This window comes from Streptomyces hokutonensis (assembly GCF_042751305.1).
In the GTDB taxonomy this organism is placed as follows: domain Bacteria; phylum Actinomycetota; class Actinomycetes; order Streptomycetales; family Streptomycetaceae; genus Streptomyces; species Streptomyces hokutonensis_A.
On record NZ_JBHYWD010000013.1, the window covers coordinates 1 to 18,378 of the forward strand.

Consider the following 18,378-nt stretch of genomic DNA (forward strand, 5'->3'; position numbering starts at 1 on the left):
CCCCTAAAAAAACACCGGTCGCCCTGCGTCTTTTAGGGGCGCGGGGAACTGCGCGACCAGCCCCCACCGGCCTGCAAGCCGAAATCGAACCCGATCAACGCCTGCGCAAATCCGCCACCCGGGCCGCACGCTCCCGCTCAGGAGACTCCCCGGTGAGTACGCCCGCCGAGCGCAGCCCCGGCACTTGACCCCGTCGCGGTGCCGGAAGAGGGACATCCCGGCGGCGTTGTTCCCGCGCCGGGGTCTGATCACCCCCCTGGCTGCCCGCCGCGCCGGCCACGGCGATCTGCACCCCCTGGTCGGCCAGCGCCTGCAACTCCGTGGCGGCGCGGTCGTCGTGGCCCGGGGGCTCGTCGGTGACGAGGCGGGTGATCACGTCCGTGGGCACGGTCTGGAACATGGTGTCCGTACCGAGCTTGGTGTGGTCGGCGAGGACGACGACCTCGGCCGCCGCCTGCACGAGGGCCCGGTCCACGGACGCCGAGAGCATGTTGGACGTGGAGAGGCCGCGCTCGGCGGTGAGCCCGCTTCCGGAGAGGAAGGCCCGGGAGACGCGCAGCCCCTGGAGGGACTGCTCGGCCCCGCTGCCCACCAGCGCGTAGTTGGAACCGCGCAGGGTGCCGCCGGTCATCACGACCTCCACGCGGTTGGCATGGGCCAACGCCTGGGCCACCAGCAGGGAGTTGGTGACTACGGTCAGTCCGGGCACCCGGGCGAGCCGGCGGGCCAGCTCCTGGGTGGTGGTACCCGCCCCCACCACGATGGCCTCGCCCTCTTCGACGAAGCTCGCGGCGAGATCGGCGATGGCCGTTTTCTCGGCGGTCGCGAGATGCGATTTCTGCGGAAAGCCGGACTCCCGCGTGAACCCGCCCGGCAATACCGCACCGCCGTGCCGGCGGTCGAGGAGTCCTTCTGCCTCCAGTGCGCGCACGTCCCGCCGTACGGTCACTTCGGAGGTCTGGACGACGCGGGCGAGCTCACGGAGCGATACGGCCCCATTCGCTCGCACCATTTCGAGGATCAATTGGCGACGTTCTGCAGCGAACACGAAACTGACAGTAACCCCAACGACCGTCTGCTTTCAGCTGTTTGCGGTGAATAGCAGAAGTTGTTCGCACAGGAGGGCGAGAAGTGGTATAGGGGGTAGTCCCGGCGCCTATGCCGTACGAATGGGCGGCAACTCCCCGTGACCAGCGGGGAGTCGGCGCCGCCTCAGACTTCGCCGGTCGCCTTGCGGGTGTGCAGCTGTCGGGCCACCTCGGCGATCGAGCCCGAAAGGGACGGGTAGACGGTGAAGGCGTTCGCGATCTGTTCGACCGTCAGATTGTTGTCGACGGCGATCGAGATCGGGTGGATCAGCTCCGAGGCGCGGGGCGCCACGACCACACCGCCGACGATGATCCCGGTGCCCGGGCGGCAGAAGATCTTGACGAAGCCGTCCCGGATGCCCTGCATCTTCGCGCGCGGGTTGCGGAGGAGGGGGAGCTTGACGACGCGTGCGTCGATCTTGCCTGCGTCGACGTCGGCCTGGCTGTAGCCGACTGTCGCGATCTCGGGGTCGGTGAAGACGTTCGAGGAGACCGTCTTCAGGTTCAGCGGGGCCACCGCGTCGCCGAGGAAGTGGTACATGGCGATACGGCCCTGCATCGCGGCCACCGAGGCGAGCGCGAAGACTCCGGTGACGTCGCCGGCCGCGTAGACGCCCGGAGCGGTCGTGCGGGAGACCTTGTCGGTCCAGATGTGGCCCGAGTCGCGCAGCCTGACACCCGCCTCCTCCAGGCCCATGCCGGCGGAGTTCGGGATGGCGCCCACCGCCATCAGGCAGTGGGAGCCAGTGATCACGCGGCCGTCGGCGAGGACCACTTCGACCTTGTCGCCGACCCGCTTGGCGGACTGGGCGCGGGAGCGGGCCATGACGTTCATGCCGCGGCGCCGGAAGACGTCCTCGAGGACGGCGGCCGCGTCCGGGTCCTCGCCGGGCAGGACGCGGTCGCGGGAGGAGACCAGGGTGACCTTGGAGCCGAGAGCCTGGTAGGCGCCGGCGAACTCGGCGCCGGTGACACCGGAGCCGACCACGATCAGCTCTTCGGGGAGTTCGGTGAGGTCGTAGACCTGGGTCCAGTTCAGGATGCGCTCGCCGTCGGGGCGGGCGTCGTCCAGCTCGCGGGGGTGGCCGCCGGTCGCGATGAGGACGGCGTCGGCGACGAGGGTCTCCTCGGTGCCGTCGGCCGCCTTCACGATCACCTTGCGGGAACCGTCGATCGCCTGCATGCCGTCGAGCCGGCCCCGGCCGCGCATGACACGGGCGCCGGCCCGGGTCACGGACGCGGTGATGTCGTGCGACTGGGCGAGCGCCAGGCGCTTCACACGGCGGTTGACCTTGCCGAGGTCCACGCCGACGACCCGGGCCGCCTGCTCCAGGGGTGGGGTGTCGTCGGCGACGATGATGCCGAGTTCCTCGTACGACGAGTCGAAGGTGGTCATCACCTCGGCCGTCGCGATAAGGGTCTTCGACGGCACGCAGTCGGTCAGCACCGACGCCCCGCCCAGACCGTCGCAGTCGACGACGGTCACCTCCGCGCCGAGCTGCGCTGCCACCAGCGCCGCTTCATAGCCGCCGGGTCCGCCACCGATGATCACGATCCGAGTCACGTACCCCATTGTCCCGCACGCTTCAAGGTGCTTCCGCCCGGGGGCGGCGGGGGTGCTTGGTTTGCCTGCGGTGCGTTGTGGGTCGTCTGCGGTGCGTTGTGGGGCGCCTGCGGTGCGTTGTGGGGCGCCTGCGGTTCGTTGTGGGGCGCCTGCGGTTCGTTGTGAGTCCTGCGGTGCGTTGTGGGGCGCCTGCGGTTCGTTGTGAGTCCTGCGGTGCGTTGTGGGGCGCCTGCGGTGCGTGGTGGGTCGGTGCCGCGTCGGGGGGTGTCCGTCCTCGGAACGGCGCGGAATCGGTCTCGCAGGAATGGGAGCGCGTTGACGCGCCAACCGCTGCGGGCGGACACCCCCCGACACGGCACCTTTGCGCCGTACGCGGCCGACGGGCCCTGAGTGCTCCCGGTTACGGGAGTGACCGGTGTGTCCGCTGCCGTACTCTCGGAGCATGTCGCTCTACGCCGCGTACGCCGGCAATCTCGACGCGCGGCTGATGACCCGCCGCGCCCCGCACTCGCCGTTGCGCGCCACGGGCTGGCTGAACGGGTGGCGGCTGACCTTCGGTGGTGAGCACATGGGCTGGGAGGGCGCGCTCGCGACGATCGTGGAGGCGCCGCGCTCCCAGGTCTTCGTCGCGCTGTACGAGATCGCCCCGCCCGACGAGGACTCCATGGACCGGTGGGAGGGCGTCGGCCTCGACGTCTACCGGCGGATGCGGGTCCGGGTGCACACCCTCGACGGGGAGGAACCCGCCTGGGTGTACGTCCTGAACGGGTACGAGGGGGGACTGCCGTCGGCTCGCTATCTCGGCGAGCTGGCCGATGCCGCCGAGTCGGCGGGCGCACCGCACGACTATGTGATGGAGCTGCGGAAGCGGCCCTGCTGAGCGCTTCCCACACATCACACCCGGCACAGGTCTGGTTGGAAACGACAAGACAACGATCGCAATCCCGTGAGCTCTGTCATCTACGCGCGTAGGCCCAGACCAGCTACCCTCAACCGCGTGAACGCATCTCTTCTTCCGGACGACATCCAGGGCGACCCCCACGCCGCCGCTGACGCCGCCGCCACGCGCCTGCGCGAACTGACGGGCGCCGAGACCCACGACGTCGCTCTTGTGATGGGCTCCGGCTGGGGGCCGGCCGTCGACGCGCTCGGCGTGCCCGAGGCCGACTTCCCCGTCACCGAGCTGCCCGGATTCCCGCCGCCGGCCGTGGAGGGCCACGGCGGGCGGGTCCGCTCGTACGCGATCGGTGACAAGCGCGCGCTGGTCTTCCTCGGCCGCACCCACTACTACGAGGGCCGCGGTGTCGCCGCCGTCGCGCACGGCGTCCGTACCGCCGTCGCCGCCGGCTGCAAGACCATCGTCCTGACCAATGGCTGCGGGGGGCTCCGCGAGGGTATGCGGCCCGGGCAGCCTGTGCTGATCAGCGACCACATCAATCTCACGGCGGCCTCCCCGATCATCGGCGCGAACTTCGTCGACCTGACCGACCTGTACTCGCCGCGGCTGCGGGCGCTGTGCAAGGAGATCGACCCCGGTCTGGAGGAGGGTGTCTACGCCCAGTTCCCCGGGCCGCACTACGAGACTCCGGCGGAGATTCGGATGGCTCGGGTCATCGGGGCGGACCTGGTGGGGATGTCTACGGTGCTGGAAGCCATCGCGGCCCGGGAGGCCGGTGCGGAGGTGCTGGGTATCTCCCTGGTGACGAACCTCGCCGCGGGGATGACGGGGGAACCGTTGAACCATGAAGAGGTGCTGCAGGCCGGGCGGGATTCCGCTACACAGATGGGGTCGCTGTTGGCCCAGGTGCTCGGTCGGCTGTAGGCGCCGTCTCCCAGGGGGCTGCGCCCCCTGGACCCGAACCCGCAAACACCACGAGAGGTTGACCTGACGTGCACGACGACGATCTCATCGCGCGGGCCGAGGCCTGGCTCGCCGAGGACCCCGACGCGGACACCCGCGAGGAGCTGGGGAAGCTCATCGACGCCGGGGACGTCGCGGAACTCGCGGAGCGCTTCGGCGGCACCCTCCAGTTCGGCACCGCCGGTCTCCGCGGTGAACTCGGTGCCGGGCCCATGCGGATGAACCGCGCCGTCGTCATCCGTGCCGCCGCCGGACTCGCCGCGTACCTCAAGCACAACGGCCACACCGACGGAGTCGTCGTCATCGGCTACGACGCCCGGCACAAGTCCGCGGACTTCGCCCGCGACACCGCCGCCGTGATGACCGGCGCGGGGCTGAGGGCTGCCGTGCTGCCCCGGCCGCTCCCCACCCCCGTACTCGCCTTCGCCATAAGGCACTTGGGCGCGATCGCGGGCGTGGAGGTCACCGCCAGCCACAACCCGCCCCGGGACAACGGCTACAAGGTCTACCTCGGCGACGGCTCCCAGATCGTGCCCCCGGCCGACGCGGACATCGCCGCCCAGATCGAGGCCGTGGCCTCCCTGCACGACGTGCCCCGCCCGGACACCGGCTGGGAAACCCTCGACGACGGCGTCCTCGACGCCTACCTCGCCCGCACCGACGCCGTCCTGGCCCCCGCCTCCCCCCGCACCGCCCGCACCGTCTACACGGCTATGCACGGCGTCGGCAAGGACGTCCTGCTGGCCGCGTTCGCCCGCGCCGGGTTCCCGGAGCCGGTGCTCGTCGCCGAACAGGCCGAGCCCGACCCGGACTTCCCGACCGTCGCGTTCCCCAACCCGGAGGAGCCGGGCGCGATGGACCTCGCCTTCGCCCGGGCCCGCGCCACGGACCCCGACCTGATCATCGCCAACGACCCCGACGCCGACCGCTGTGCCGTCGCCGTCAAGGACCGTACGCACGACGGCGATTGGCGCATGCTCCGCGGCGACGAGGTCGGCTCCCTGCTCGCCGCCCACCTCGTGCGGCGCGGCGCCCGCGGCACCTTCGCCGAGTCGATCGTCTCCTCCTCCCTCCTCGGCCGTATCGCCGAGAAGGCGGGCCTGCCCTACGAGGAGACCCTCACCGGCTTCAAGTGGATCGCCCGGGTGGAGGGGCTTCGCTACGGCTATGAGGAGGCCCTCGGGTACTGCGTGGACCCGGACGGTGTGCGCGACAAGGACGGCATCACCGCCGCCCTGCTGATCACCGAGCTGGCGTCCGAGCTGAAGGAGGAGGGCCGCGATCTGCTGGACCTCCTCGACGATCTCGCCGTCGAGCACGGTCTGCACGCCACCGACCAACTCTCCGTGCGGGTCGAGGACTTGACCGTCATCGCGGACGCCATGCGGCAACTGCGCGAGCAGCCGCCAACTCGGCTTGCGGGCCTGCGTGTCACGAAAGCCGAGGATCTCACCGAGGGCACCGATTCGCTCCCGCCCACCGACGGGCTGCGCTACACGCTCGACGGTGCCCGCGTCATCGTCCGGCCCAGCGGTACCGAGCCCAAACTGAAGTGCTATCTGGAGGTCGTGGTCCCCGTGGCCGCGACCGCCGACCTCCCGGCGGCCCGCGCGCGGGCGGCCGAGACGCTGGCGACGATCAAGCGCGACCTGTCTGCGGCGGCCGGTATCTGAGCCGTGTCCCGCGGGGTGCCCTCCATCAGGGCACCCCGTCGGGTGCTTCACCCGAGGCGGCCGGCCCACGCTCCACGGCACGACCCGCCGCGGGGAACGGTGGACCGGTGGCGCAACCGAAGCTCCGGAGCCGCCGCCGTGCGCTCGACGGGCCTGACCCTCCTCGCCTGCCGGGCGCCCGGCGCGCGCCCACCACAGTGCGTACATGATGCCGGGGTGACCAAGTGCCCGGTGATTCACCGGGAGTTGGGCTGTCGCATGCTCCCCGGCTGTCTGTTCCGTCCTGGCTCGTCTCAGGCTGGAGAGAAGTGCGGATGTGCTCCTCACCCCCCTTGGACGCATCCGCCCGCCGGTGTCCCGTGCCCCCTTTCACCAAGTAAAGCGGGATACCACGCATGGGCCGGACACGGGGTTCAGGCCTGCCCCCAGGTAGCTGGACCCCGTGTCAGGTCGTGGGTGCCACCGGCCGCCCCCGGGTTCTTCGGGGACGACCGCCGCGCCGTCCGCAACGGTGTGCACCCCGCGGAGGTGGAACTCCATCCAGCCGAGCGCGAGGTCGAGGTCGAGGTAGTCGCGCGAGTGGACGTTGTCGGGGTTCGCGATGCCGTCGCCGTCGAGCACGGGGCCGGTGATCCGGGTGAGGGTGTCGCCGTTCGCCGCGACGGCGCCGCCGCGCCGACGGCCGCGAGGACGCGGCAGTCGGTGGACGGGGTGGGGTCGGCGGTGGCCGGGGTGGCCGGGGCGGCGCCCAGAGCGAGGGCTGTGGCGCCGCCCCAGGCGCCGGCCTTGACGTGCGTTTTCAGATGCGCGGCCGAACTCCCTTATCCGAAGCGTCCGTTCACGTAGTCCGTCGTGCGCTGGTCCTGGGGGTTGTTGAACATAGCGTCCGTGGGCCCGTGTTCGACGATGGCGCCGGGGGTGCCCTGTTCGGCGAGGAAGAAGGCGCACTGGTCGGAGACGCGGGCGGCCTGCTGCATGTTGTGCGTGACGATCACGATCGTGACCTCTTCGGAGAGTTCGTGGATCGTCTCCTCGATGCGCCGGGTCGAGGTCGGGTCGAGGGCGGAGCACGGCTCGTCCATGAGGAGGACCCGCGGTCGTACGGCCAGGGAGCGTGCGATGCACAGGCGCTGCTGCTGACCGCCGGAGAGGGCGCCGCCGGGCTGGCGGAGCCGGTCGCGGACCTCTTTCCAGAGGCCCGCCTTGGTCAGGCACTCCTCGACGAGGCCGTCCTTGTCCTCACGGCCGGCCCGGATGCCGCCGAGCTTCAGGCCGGCGGTGACGTTGTCGTAGATCGTCATCGCGGGGAAGGGGTTCGGCTTCTGGAAGACCATGCCGATCTGACGGCGGGCGTGGGTGATACGGCGGCCCCGGTCGTAGATGTCGTCGCCGTCGAGCAGCACCCGGCCCGCAAGGGAGGCGGAGCCGATGAGTTCGTGCATGCGGTTGAGGATCCGCAGGAACGTGGACTTGCCGCAGCCGGACGGGCCGATGAGCGCGGTGACCCTGCGGGCGGGCATGGTGAGCGAGACGCTCTCCAGCACCTTGTGGTCACCGAACCAGGCCGAGATGGAATCGGCCTCCAGGGTGGCCGGGTTGCTCTCTCCCGGACCGTGGCCGGCGGTCCGGCCGGGGGCGGCCGCCCGCGCCCGGTCCATCTTCACCGTCGGGTCGAGGATCTCGTCGACGAGTGTCGGGTTCGTGTCGGACATGATGGATGAACTCCTCGTCGATCAGAGCAGGTTGGGCAGCAGGCGGGTGGCGGCGCCGGAGACGGCGAGACCGAGGGCGGCCAGGACGGGCGCCCCGACGATCCAGGTCTGCCAGCGGCCCCACACGCGGTAGGCGGCCATGGTGAGCAGGGCGGCGGCGAGCAGCGCCTGGGACCAGAGGAAGACCGGGAGCCAGGCGGCGTTCTCGGTGCCCATGGCCTGCTCGGACCGGTCGATCCAGCCGAGCGTCAGCGGACGCGGCGGGGCCGGCTGCACGGCACTCGTCAGCGTCGCGTCGACGCGGAGGGTGCCGTAGGGGGTGTACGGCGAGCCGTCGGCCGTGATGAGCGTGAGCCGGCCCTCACCGTCCTTGAGCGTCGGCGGCAGTGGGTCACCCTTGCGGCGGATCGCCGAGACCTGGTAGACGGCGGTGCCCTGACCGGTCGTCAGGCGGATCTCGGTGCCGACGGGCAGTCGGTGCAGGTCGTGGAACGGGCTGCCGTATCCCCACTGGCGGCCCATGAGCACGCTGGTGCCGGGCTGCCCCGGCAACGGGGTGTCCCGGCGGTGGCCGGGGCCGGACATCAGCACACCGGAGGTGGTGCCCTCCCCCACGATCTCCTTCAGACCCAGCGCCGGAATGCGCAGCAGGGCGACGGGCGCGCCGGGGTCCAGCATCTTGCCGTCGTACGTCTGCTGGCCCACCGGTGCGACGCCGAGGGCGAGTTCACGGCGGAACTCGTCGTAGGCCGTCTGCTGGTCACGTGCGTGCTGGAGGTGACCCACGAGGGTGAGGTTGGCGGCGAAGCCGAGCAGCAGCGCGGCGAGCACGCACAGCGCCGCCCCGGCGAACGCGAAGCCGGGGCGCTCGGCCCGCGGCGGCGCCGAGGCGGGCTCGGGTGCGGGCGCCGGCACCGGCGGCGCGTCGGCCGGCGGAGGCGGGGACAACACGGTCACGGGGAGCGCTCCTGTGAATGTGAAGAGGTGTGAGAGGGAGAAACGGCGGCGCGGGCGGCGGGGTGGGGGCCCGCCGCCCGTGCTGTCGAACTGGTGTTACGAGCGGGGCTCACCGAACTTCAGCAGGCCCTCGCGACGGCCGAACCGGACGAGGACGACGCCGGCCGAGACCAGGACGACGGCGCCGATGCCGGAGAACAGCGCGATCTGGCTGCCGGTGGAGGCGAGACCGCCGGTGGCCGAGGTGCCGCCAGTGGTGGAGTCACCGCCGGTGGTGCTGCCGCCGCCGTCGGTGCTGCCGCCGGTCGTGGTGCCGGAGGAGTCGCCCGAGGAGTTGTCGGAGGGGCTGCTGGACTCGTCCGTGGGCTCGTCGGTGGGCTGGTCCGTCGAGGTGTCGGTGGGGCTCGGCGAGGCGGAGTCGGTGGCGGGTTCGGGGACGGTGAACTGCACCGCGCCCACGGATTCCAGGCCGGTGCAGTCCGGGGAGTAGTCCCAGTTGGTCTGCCCCGCGACCGCGTCTTCCGGCACGGTCAGGGTGGGCCAGGTCACCGTTCCGTTCGCGTCGGCCGTGGCGCTGGGGAACGTGGTGTCGTCGTGGAACATGACCATCGAGTACGTGGCGCTCGGGGTGCAGCCGCGGATGATGACCTTCACCGTCTGGCCGCGCTGCAGCTCGGGGTTGACCGCCAGGAGGTTTCCCGAGTCGTCGCGCATCTCGAACCTCGCCAGCTGCACGGTCACCTGGAACGGCGCGGATTCCGAGGCTCCCCACTTGGTGGGGTCCGTGGGAGTGAAACGAGCTGTGATGTCGTGCTGCCCTTCGGACAGCGTCGACGTCTTGAGCTCGGCCTTGCCACCGGCCACCGTGGCCTGACCCAGCGTTGTCGCGCCCTCCAGGAAGGTGACCGTGCCGACCGCTTCGGCCGGCGACATCGTCGCCGTGAGCGTGGTCTCCGTGTTGGGCGCGATCACGGAAGGGGAGGCGGTCAGCGCGACCTGGCTGGCCTTCGCACCGTCGCCGACCACCCAGTCGTTCCCGGTGACCGTGACTTTCTGGGTCCAGTAGTTGCCGTCGGGGTGCGCGCCACCGAAGTCGTCGAGGCACACCAGCTGGAGTTCATAGGTGCCGTCGGAGGTGAAGATCTGCGACGGGTTCTGGAGTCCCAGATCGGGATTGTCCGCCGGAGCCAGGGAAGTCGTCTTCGCCGCGTCGTAGGGCGACGCACTCGTGATCGAGTTCATCAGAATCGCAGAGCCGCCGCCCGGCTCGGCCACGAAGAGGGCGAGGGTGTAGTTGATGGGAATCGACTGGTAGTCAGGGCATGCGGCCGGTGTCGTGAGGGAGGGGCCGAACGGCTCCGCATCGGTCAGCCTGCCGCTGCTGGACGCGAAGGTGAACTCTCCCATGGACGCCGCCGCCCGGGCAGGCTGGGACTGGGACACGACCAGGGTCACGAGACCCAGGGCGACTACGGCGACGGCGGCCACGATGGCGGCCGCTCTTCGGAACGGGTGTAGCACGGTCACGGCTGGGCCCCCGGGGGACGGTTGACGGATTGCAGGGACAGCGCGTGGGGCCGGGCACCTGGAGGGGTGCCCGGCCGTCACGCGAGGATCAGAGGACGTTCACGGATTACCGCTCGCCGGTGACGCTGGTGTCACCGCAGTTGGACAGCAGACCGAAGCCGTAGTTCGCGATGACCGTGCTGGAGGCACAGACCTTCGAGGCCGAACCGACGAACGTGGCGGCGATGACGGAGTCGGCGAGCTTGGCGGTCGGGACGACGTTGTAGACGTTCCGGAGGAAGCCGGGGTCGAAGGACGTGTTGAGCGCCAGCGCGGTGCCCGAGCCCGTGGTGGGGGCGGAGCCGTTGATGTTGCGCAGACGCGTCGTGCCACGGCGGTTCGGGACGTCCGAGAAGCCCTTGCCCTGGGCGATCCACTGGGCGATCGAGTACGGCATGATCTGGTTGGCGTTGGTGACCGCCAGACCGTTGTGCTCCTGGAGGGTCTGGTTGACGCAGGAACCGATCTGCGCCTCGGTGATACCGATGGCCGCCAGCCAGAAGGTACGGGTACCGGAGCCGGACTGCGGCAGCAGCGGCTGCGCGTTCGGGAAGTCGGTGGAGTTGCACTCGTAGATCGAGGCCAGCTGCGCCTTCGTGAGGCCGGCCGTCGTGTTGCCCAGCGTGCTGCCCAGGGCGGTGGCGAAGGTGACACCGTCCTTGCCGTACGGGATGAAGGTGAGGTCCGTGGTGCTGGTGTCCGCCGGGCCGCGCGAGGAACGGGCGAAGTCGATGCAGTTGGTGCCGGCGGTGATGTCGGCGTTCAGCGCGTTGATACCGGCCGAGGATCCGTCCGGGCGGGCGACGGTGTCACAGCCGGTCGCCTTGGTCTTGATCGTGCTCGTGCCGGTGGCGTTCCAGGACGCGATGATCTTGCCGCTGGTGTTGGTGACGGAGTCACCGATGCCGTTCATGACGTACTGCGTGGTGTCCGAACCGACACCCGCCAGCTGGCGGTAGTCGGTGACCGGGCTCGGGTCCGCCGAAGCCGGGGAGGCCAGGATGCCGAGACCGAGAGCCGCGACACCGAAAGCGGCGCCGACCTTGACGCGAGACTTGACGTTCACTTCTGAACCCCTTGTTTTCTGGTTTTCGAAGACTGGACGTTCAAGCTAAATCCGGATCTTTCTACTGCCGACCCGTCGGTCGACCACCGCATACGCTTCCAGCATTTTTGTACGATGGCCAACGAATTAGCTGTGAGAGAAAGGTTACGAGAAGATTTCCTAGGCGCCCCCTAGGGAGTTCGCCGTCGCCCGAGATGCAGCATTACGGGGCCGGAAAGCCCTGCCGCCCCGCCCAGGAATAGGACGCCGAGAAGAATCCAGCGAATAATTCCCAGGACCTCTCCCGGAGTAAATCCTTCCTTGGCGTTCGCGACATTCTGCTGCGGCCCCGAGGAAGGTGGCGTGGAGACGTTCGCGGCGGCCGAGGCCGATGGCGAGGAGCCGCCGGTGCCGCCCCCCGCTGCCGCTCCGCCCGCAGCCGCGCCGCCGGAGGTTCCTCCGGTGCCGGTTCCGCCGCCGGAGGTGTCTCCCGCGGTGCCCGCCGCGGTCGACCCCTCGGACTGGGACTCGCTCACGGTCACGCCACGCTCCAGGGTGTCGGCGGCGGTCGCGGCCTGCTGACGCTGCTTGGCCGGCAACGGTGCGTAGCCGAACGGCAGTTGACCCGCCGACAGGCCAAGTGTCTGGCCGTTCGATCCCGAGACGTACCGGATGAACCTGGCGTAGGCCGTGCGGGCCGTCGCGTCCTGGTTCACCGAGGCCGCGGCGTAGGCCACGGCCGTCAGGGGATACGCCTGCCCCTTGGCCCGCGCCGGATCGGGCTTGAGCACCGTGGCGTCCTCGGACGACGGCTGCATGGTCGCGACGTCCGCCGCGAGCGTGGCGGCCGTGGGCTTCACGTAGTTGCCGTCCGCGTTGCGCAGGGCCGCCGTGATCAGTCCGTATCGCACCGCCGACGCGGTGTCGACGATGGCCATGACGGCCCGCTGACCCGAATACGGGGCGTCGTTGATGAGCCTGGCCGGGCTCTGGGTGTCCCCGGGCTGCCACTGGATGGTGCGGTTGTTGTTGCCCCGGCGGGTTTTCAGCGCCCCGTCGTGCATATCGGCCGTGTAGGGATCCAGGTCGGTGATCGCGTAATTGAGGGCGGGCGTTCCGTTGCCGATGGCCGGTGTTGTGGTCGGGTCCACCTTGGGGTAATCGGTCAGCGAAGTGGCCGTTGCCAGGTTCAGGTCCTTGAAGTAGCGGTTCACCTGCATTCCCCAGGGATCCTTCGTCCCGGAGAGGAATTCCCGGGCGTCCTTGTCCGACTGGAGCCAGTTCCAGACGATCCGCGTGGTGTCGGCATCCTGGAGCGGGACCATTAGGCTCCTAAGCTGACGACTTCTCAGCTCAGGGAATCCCGGATTCAACTGCTTGAATTCCGGATCCTCGTTGAGGGCACTGCTGTTTCCCTTCAAATAATCAGGGACAGCACCCAAGGTCACATCATTCACATAGGAATGAGTGAGCATCTTCGCCACCAGCCGAGGGCTCAGTTTCATTCCCTGCACCACGCCGGACGGGCCTTCTATGAAGAACGCGACGGTCACCCCGGACACCGCCACCGGCGCCTGCACGACCTCGGCCCCGTCCTCCGGCCGGGTGACCGGGTCGACGGTGAAGCCCAGCAGGGGCGAGTCGGCCGTCGTGCCCAGGACCTGGTTCCTGGCCTCCTCCTCCCCGCCCTGGGTGAAGGCGAACGTGCTCCCCGTGGACGAGCACAGCTTGGGCTGCCAGGAGGTGACGGCGTCCGTCACCAGCTCGGAGCCGGCCGTGGGACGCTCCGTCTGGCCTGTCGGGCAGTAGGCCTCGCTCGGCAGGAAGTCCAGTCGGACGACCATGCGCTGGGCCCAGTTCGTCGCTGACAGCGGCGAGGTGTAGAGGTTGTGGTTGCGGGTGCCGCCCGGATTCGTGACATCCGTGCCGTCGGTGTCGTGGGTGCCGCGCGGCACGACGACCAGCCAGCACGACCGTGGGACGGGGGTGCTGCCGGTGGGCGCCGTATTCGCGCCGCACCCGAGGTGGGGCGCCTCGAGCGCGTCCTGCACCTCGAAGGTCACCTCCCCCGTACCGTCCGCGAACGTACGGTTGGCGACCTGCTCGTTCGTGTCCAGCGGACCGAAGTAGGTCGGATCCTTGACGGACGTGGTGGGCGGGAGACCGCCGACGGGACGGAAAGGGACGAACGCGTTGGCACCGGTGTACTGCGTCTCGCCCGGGTCACTGGTGAACCCGCCACCTGCGGCATCCACTCGCCGGCTCGTGGCGAAGGCGCCCGGGACCACGCTGTCGGACGTGTCCGTTTCACCGAAGACACACTGATTGCGATCGGGCCCGGCCGGCCCGTCCCCCCAGCACTGCATGATCTGCAGGTAGTCGTAGGAGAAGTTGCCCGACGAGGTGGGCGCGCCCCCTGCCCAGCTGACCCGCACCCCCTGCGACCGCAGGTTCTTCGTCTGGTGGACGGTCACCTTCAGCCTGGAGAAGTCGTCGTACTTCCCCTGCTTCCCCGTCACCGTCACCGCGGAGTCCTCCGCCGAGCTGTCCGCCGCCGCGGCGGACGTGGTGGCGGACGGCAGGGGAAGCAGAGCCAGCACCAGCGCTGCCAGCAGCGCGCACGCACCGGCGACGACGCTCCGCCGGGATCCCGTCGCGGCGGTCATGCCGCACCCCCGGTCCGGCGGCGGGTCCGGTTGGACAACAGGCGCCCGATCAGGGGCGGGCCGACGACCACGCCGATCAGGAGGACGGCCGACAGCGCCATCAGCGCGGTGCGCAGACCGAGGGAGTCGCCGCTGCTGAGGGAGACCGGGCTGGCGACGACCGAGGTGTCACCGCTACCACCACTGGTGCTGACCACCTGGCCGGTGTCGGGGTCGACGACCGCCCCTCCCGTCGTCGTCGCGCCGGTACCGCCGCCGGTGCTGCCGGCCGTAGTGGCGCCGGTGGTGCCCGTCGACCCCGTGGAGCCCGTCGAGCCGGTGCCTCCGGTCGACGAGGAGCCGGAGCCGCCGGTCGTACCGGAGCCGCCCGTGCCGGAGCTACCGCCGGAGCCGCTGGAGCCGCCCTGCGCGGTGGGCTGCTTCGCGCCGCCGGTGCCGGTGGCGCACTGGTCCGAGCCCTTCTTGTCGCACGCCGCGGGATACGGGGCGTTCTTGGCCAGAAGGTTCTTCCCGTCGCTGGAGAACGTCGGGTTGTTGCAGTTCTTGATGTTGATGCCTGCCGTCACGGCGCCGGGGATCTTCCGCACCTGGTCCATGGCCGCCGACACCAGGTTGATCGGCAGCGGCGAGTAGCCGAGCCGGTCCGCCAGTTGCTGGCCCTCGCAGAGGAAGTAGTTGTCGAACGCGCTCAGGGTGGCGCCCTTGGCCTTGGTGAACCCCATCTCCTCCTTGGTCGGGATGATCATGTAGCTGTAGCTGGACAGGGGGTAGGTGCGCCTGTCCCCGTAGGTGTAGACACCGTCCAGGTTCTGGGTGAGGTAGTCCGCGGAGCGCGAGTCGTTGTTGATCCGCGCCTGGGTCAGGGCGACGGCCACGCTGGAGGCGGTCGGCTCGACGTAGTAGCCGGACTTGTTGAGGAGCTTGACCACCGGGAAGCCCGCGTTCCTGGCGTACGAGTACTCGACGTAGGTGATCGCGCCCTCGGCCTGCGGCTGCCTGGTGTAGCCCGCGACGCCCAGCGAACCGGACTGGGCGACGAAGCCGGAGCCGGGGATGTTCGGGTAGTACGACGTCAGACCGCAGGGGGTGGGCTTGCCCGCCCTGCGGCAGTAGTCGTTCCACAGGCTGCCGTACTGCTTGGACATCCACAGCGTGAACTGCGCGGTCGTACCGGAGCCGTCGGAGCGGATGACCGGGACGATGCGGCGGGCCGGGAGCGTCAGTTTGGGGTTGTCCGCCTTGATCTCCGGCGCGTTCCACATCGTGAGCTTGCCGGTGAAGATCTTGCTGAGGTTCTCTCCGGACAGCCGGAGGTTGGTGACCCGCTGTCCGCCGATCTTCAGGTTGTACATGAAGGACGTACCGCCGGCCACGATCGGCATGTAGGCGTACTTGCGCTGCGGCGGAGTGTCGGTCGTGCCGAACTCCTTGAGCCCGTAGGGGATTTCCGAGACACCGAAGTCGGAGGTGCCGTTCGCGAACTGGGTACGGCCTACCGACGAGCCCACCGACGCGTAGTTCACGGTCATGCCCTGCTGGCGCACGTTGCGGCGCCACTGCTCGATGGCGTTGGCGCTCCAGGTCGAGCCCGAGCCGCTGATCTTCACATAGGTGGCCGCGAAGGCACCCGGTGGATGGACGGCCATGAGCGCGCAGACCAGTGCGACGACCAGCGCGAGCGCCTGGTACACGCGCACGGTGCGCGGACGACGGACGGGTGCGGATATCACGGGGTGCTCCTCGTCGGTGCGGGACTGGTCGAGGCGGGACCGGCGGGTGGCCGGTCGTCGGTTGCGTACTCGGCGAATCGCCGCGCGTCACGGCGGGATCCCCTGACCCTGCGATGTTCCTGACGGCGGGTCAGCTGGCCCGGTCCTCGGCCACCGAAGACACGGGCGATGACGAACAGGACGAGCACCAGCACCAGGAGCACCGCCGCGGTGCCGAAACCGCGGGCGATGTAGGTGGGTTCGGGGGACTCGACGAGCTTGAAGGCGGCCAGCGGCAGCGACACCATCGGGTCGTGCAGCGGGTTGGTGTTGAGTTCCTGGGTGAAGCCGGCGGTCAACAGGACCGGTGAGGTCTCGCCGACACCACGCGCGGTGCCCAGGATGACCGCCGTGGTCAGACCGGACCGCGAGGTGGGCAGCACCACGTGCCAGACCGTGCGCCACCGTGAGGTGCCGAGGGCGTACGACGCCTCGCGCAGCGTGCCGGGGACGAGCCGGATCACCACGTCCGCCGCTCGGATGATGATCGGCAGCATCATCACGGAGATCGCGAGCGCGGCGGCGAGGCCGGACTGACCGAATCCGAGGCTCAGGATGAAGGTCGCGTAGATGAACAGGCCGGCCACGATGGACGGCAACGCTGTCATGGCCTCGACGATGGTGCGTACGAACCGGCTGAAACCGCCGGGTACTTCGTTGAGGAAGACCGCGCACACCAGCCCCGCCGGTATGCAGATCAGGAGGGCGATGGAGATCATCCACAGCGTGCCGACGATGGCGTGCGAGATGCCGCCGACGCTGAGGGGTTCGAGCGGGCCCGCGTCGCCCATCGACTGGGTGTAGAAGTTCAGGTGCGGCAGCGCCTTGCGGCCCTCGTAGAGGGTGTAGACGACCACGAAGGCCAACACGGCCAGCATCACCAGGCCGAGGCTCTGGACGATCGCGGCGGCGACCCGGTCCCGCACCGCGGGTCCGTCCTCGTCGAAGGAGACCAGCAGCGCGTACAGGCCGATGAAGAGCCCGTAGACGATGACGACGAAGCCCAGCGCGCCGTTGAAGGGCAGCAGCCGGTCGAACATCACCCAGGTGATGGCGAGGGCCGCCGCGCCCGCGCCGAGCATGGCGTACACGTCGGTGGCACGCAGCGTGGAGAGGTTCCGGCGCGATTCTCCGCGCGTTGAACTGCCGCCGGGCCGGCGCCCCGGCAACTGGGTCGCCGGGGCGGGAGCCGGCGTTTCCACCGGACCCGCGGGGTTCGGCCGGGTTCCCGGCCCCTGGTCCCCGGGCGGGCTCTGTGAAGTGGTGACGGTCATCGGGCGCTGTCTCCTCAGGAGTCGCTCGTCGCGCCGGAACGGCTGCGGGCGACGATCGACGAAGCGGCGAAGTTGACGACGAGGGTCATCAGGAAGAGCGCGAGGCCGGCGGCCATCAACGCCGACATGCCCATGGGGCTCGCCTCGCCGTAGCGCAGGGCGATCAGCGACGCGACCGAGCTGGTGCCGTTCTGCAGGATGTGCGGCTGGATCACGAACACCGGCGAGATGATCAGATACACGGCGATGGTCTCGCCGAGAGCGCGACCCAGGCCGAGCATGGTGCCGCCGATCATGCCGCCCTTCCCGAAGGGCAGAACGACGCTGCGGATCATGCCCCAGCGGTTGGCACCGAGCGCGTACGCGCCCTCCCGCTCGCCGACGGGGGCCTGGGAGAACACCTCGCGCACCACCGAGCAGATGATCGGCGCGACCATCAGGGACACCACCATGCCCGCGATGAACGTGGAGGAGGTGTAGACCGTCGCGGTGGCAAGCGGGTCCTTCGGATCGGCGCCGTCGACCTTGAAGAGGGGGATCCAGCCCAGGTACGTCGAGATCCAGCGGGACACGGTGACCACGTGCCCCTGGAAGAAGAACAGCCCCCACAGGCCGTATACGACCGACGGTACGGCGGCCATCAGGTCCACGACGCTGATGAGGGTCTGACGGATCCGCTGCGGCGCGTACTCGGAGATGTAGAGCGCGGTACCGAGCGCCAGCGGTACGGCGAACACGATGGCGACCATGGCGATCAGCACCGTTCCGACGAGCACCGCCGCGATACCGAAGTGACCGCCGTCCGGCTCCCACGCCTCGGTGGTGACGAAGTCCCACTTCGCGATCGACAGCGCCTGCCAGGCCCGGTAGGTCAGGAACCCGCCGACGAGCAGCATGATCGCGAGGACCAGCCCGCCGCCACCTCGCAGGATGCCCCTGAACACGCGGTCGGGCACACCCTGATCGGGGTAGAGGCGTCTCGGAGGGTCGTCCGCCGGGGTCACAGTTCGTTCGGAGAGTCGCGTGGTCACATGAGACGACGCTGCTGAGGCGCGATGGACGTACGCGCACGCAAGAGTGAACGAGGAGCCCCTGAGGGGCAACTTTCGAAGTTGACGTGAACGTGGCGACGGGAGTAAGGGGGATCGTGGCGTGTGGGGGGCGCTGGCGGGGTGCCGGTGGCGCCCGCACAAGGACTGATAC

14 protein-coding genes are annotated in these 18,378 nt (G+C 69.8%); 3 read left to right on the forward strand and 11 right to left on the reverse strand.

The annotated features are described in order from the left end of the window. Positions 1–94: 94 nt before the first annotated feature. Positions 95–1,048 (reverse strand): DeoR/GlpR family DNA-binding transcription regulator, encoded by a 954-nt coding sequence (locus ACFXC1_RS30570; RefSeq protein ID WP_381248458.1) that lies wholly within the window; start codon positions 1,046–1,048, stop codon positions 95–97. 164 nt (positions 1,049–1,212) lie between these two features. Beyond that, a complete protein-coding gene (locus ACFXC1_RS30575) occupies positions 1,213–2,661 on the reverse strand; it encodes an NAD(P)H-quinone dehydrogenase (RefSeq protein ID WP_093628826.1) in 1,449 nt (482 codons plus the stop codon). A gap of 433 nt (positions 2,662–3,094) precedes the next feature. Here ACFXC1_RS30575 and ACFXC1_RS30580 point away from each other — a divergent pair, with 433 nt between their 5' ends. The 3 genes from ACFXC1_RS30580 to ACFXC1_RS30590 all read left to right on the forward strand — a co-directional run bounded on the left by ACFXC1_RS30580 (position 3,095) and on the right by ACFXC1_RS30590 (position 6,186). Beyond that, positions 3,095–3,532, forward strand: a complete 438-nt coding sequence (locus ACFXC1_RS30580; RefSeq protein WP_019066947.1) for a gamma-glutamylcyclotransferase — start codon at positions 3,095–3,097, stop codon at positions 3,530–3,532. A gap of 117 nt (positions 3,533–3,649) precedes the next feature. Further along, entirely contained in the window at positions 3,650–4,474 is an 825-nt protein-coding gene (locus tag ACFXC1_RS30585) for a purine-nucleoside phosphorylase (protein ID WP_019066946.1), read from the forward strand. Between the two features lie 68 nt (positions 4,475–4,542). After that, on the forward strand, positions 4,543–6,186 hold the full coding sequence (locus ACFXC1_RS30590; RefSeq protein WP_381248462.1) for a phospho-sugar mutase: 1,644 nt from the start codon (positions 4,543–4,545) through the stop codon (positions 6,184–6,186). Between the two features lie 369 nt (positions 6,187–6,555). Here the strand turns inward: ACFXC1_RS30590 and ACFXC1_RS30595 are convergent, their stop codons facing one another. The 9 genes from ACFXC1_RS30595 to pstC all read right to left on the reverse strand — a co-directional run bounded on the left by ACFXC1_RS30595 (position 6,556) and on the right by pstC (position 18,119). Further along, the gene (locus tag ACFXC1_RS30595; protein ID WP_381248465.1) at positions 6,556–6,807 is read right to left on the reverse strand and encodes a hypothetical protein; all 252 of its coding nucleotides are present in this window, start codon (positions 6,805–6,807) and stop codon (positions 6,556–6,558) included. Between the two features lie 200 nt (positions 6,808–7,007). Further along, positions 7,008–7,898: a phosphate ABC transporter ATP-binding protein gene (locus ACFXC1_RS30600; protein ID WP_381248468.1), complete on the reverse strand. Its 891-nt coding sequence runs from the start codon at positions 7,896–7,898 to the stop codon at positions 7,008–7,010. 21 nt (positions 7,899–7,919) lie between these two features. Continuing rightward, positions 7,920–8,855: a sortase gene (locus ACFXC1_RS30605; RefSeq protein ID WP_381248471.1), complete on the reverse strand. Its 936-nt coding sequence runs from the start codon at positions 8,853–8,855 to the stop codon at positions 7,920–7,922. A 96-nt stretch (positions 8,856–8,951) separates the two neighbouring features. Then, on the reverse strand, positions 8,952–10,382 hold the full coding sequence (locus ACFXC1_RS30610; protein ID WP_381248474.1) for an Ig-like domain-containing protein: 1,431 nt from the start codon (positions 10,380–10,382) through the stop codon (positions 8,952–8,954). 106 nt (positions 10,383–10,488) lie between these two features. After that, positions 10,489–11,487, reverse strand: coding sequence for a hypothetical protein (locus ACFXC1_RS30615; RefSeq protein WP_381248477.1), 999 nt, complete (start codon positions 11,485–11,487; stop codon positions 10,489–10,491). Between the two features lie 170 nt (positions 11,488–11,657). Beyond that, complete coding sequence (locus ACFXC1_RS30620; protein ID WP_381248480.1) at positions 11,658–14,132, reverse strand: hypothetical protein; 2,475 nt, start codon at positions 14,130–14,132, stop codon at positions 11,658–11,660. Further along, a complete protein-coding gene (locus ACFXC1_RS30625) occupies positions 14,129–15,862 on the reverse strand; it encodes a phosphate ABC transporter substrate-binding protein PstS (RefSeq protein WP_381248483.1) in 1,734 nt (577 codons plus the stop codon). The genes ACFXC1_RS30620 and ACFXC1_RS30625 overlap by 4 nt, the downstream gene beginning before the upstream one ends. Then, positions 15,859–17,175 carry a phosphate ABC transporter permease PstA gene (gene pstA / locus ACFXC1_RS30630; protein ID WP_381248486.1) on the reverse strand — a complete coding sequence of 439 codons (1,317 nt, stop codon included), beginning with the start codon at positions 17,173–17,175 and terminating at the stop codon, positions 15,859–15,861. The genes ACFXC1_RS30625 and pstA overlap by 4 nt, the downstream gene beginning before the upstream one ends. 14 nt (positions 17,176–17,189) lie before the next feature. Further along, the gene (gene pstC / locus ACFXC1_RS30635; RefSeq protein ID WP_381248488.1) at positions 17,190–18,119 is read right to left on the reverse strand and encodes a phosphate ABC transporter permease subunit PstC; all 930 of its coding nucleotides are present in this window, start codon (positions 18,117–18,119) and stop codon (positions 17,190–17,192) included. Positions 18,120–18,378 lie beyond the last annotated feature (259 nt).

Bases quoted from the DNA above. Each gene is read 5' to 3' on its own strand.
- ACFXC1_RS30575 (WP_093628826.1), bottom strand. From the start codon at position 2,661: ATGGGGTACGTGACTCGGATCGTGATCATCGGTGGCGGACCCGGCGGC.
- ACFXC1_RS30580 (WP_019066947.1), top strand. From the start codon at position 3,095: ATGTCGCTCTACGCCGCGTACGCCGGCAATCTCGACGCGCGGCTGATG.
- ACFXC1_RS30600 (WP_381248468.1), bottom strand. From the start codon at position 7,898: ATGTCCGACACGAACCCGACACTCGTCGACGAGATCCTCGACCCGACG.
- ACFXC1_RS30620 (WP_381248480.1), bottom strand. From the start codon at position 14,132: ATGACCGCCGCGACGGGATCCCGGCGGAGCGTCGTCGCCGGTGCGTGC.
- pstA (WP_381248486.1), bottom strand. From the start codon at position 17,175: ATGACCGTCACCACTTCACAGAGCCCGCCCGGGGACCAGGGGCCGGGA.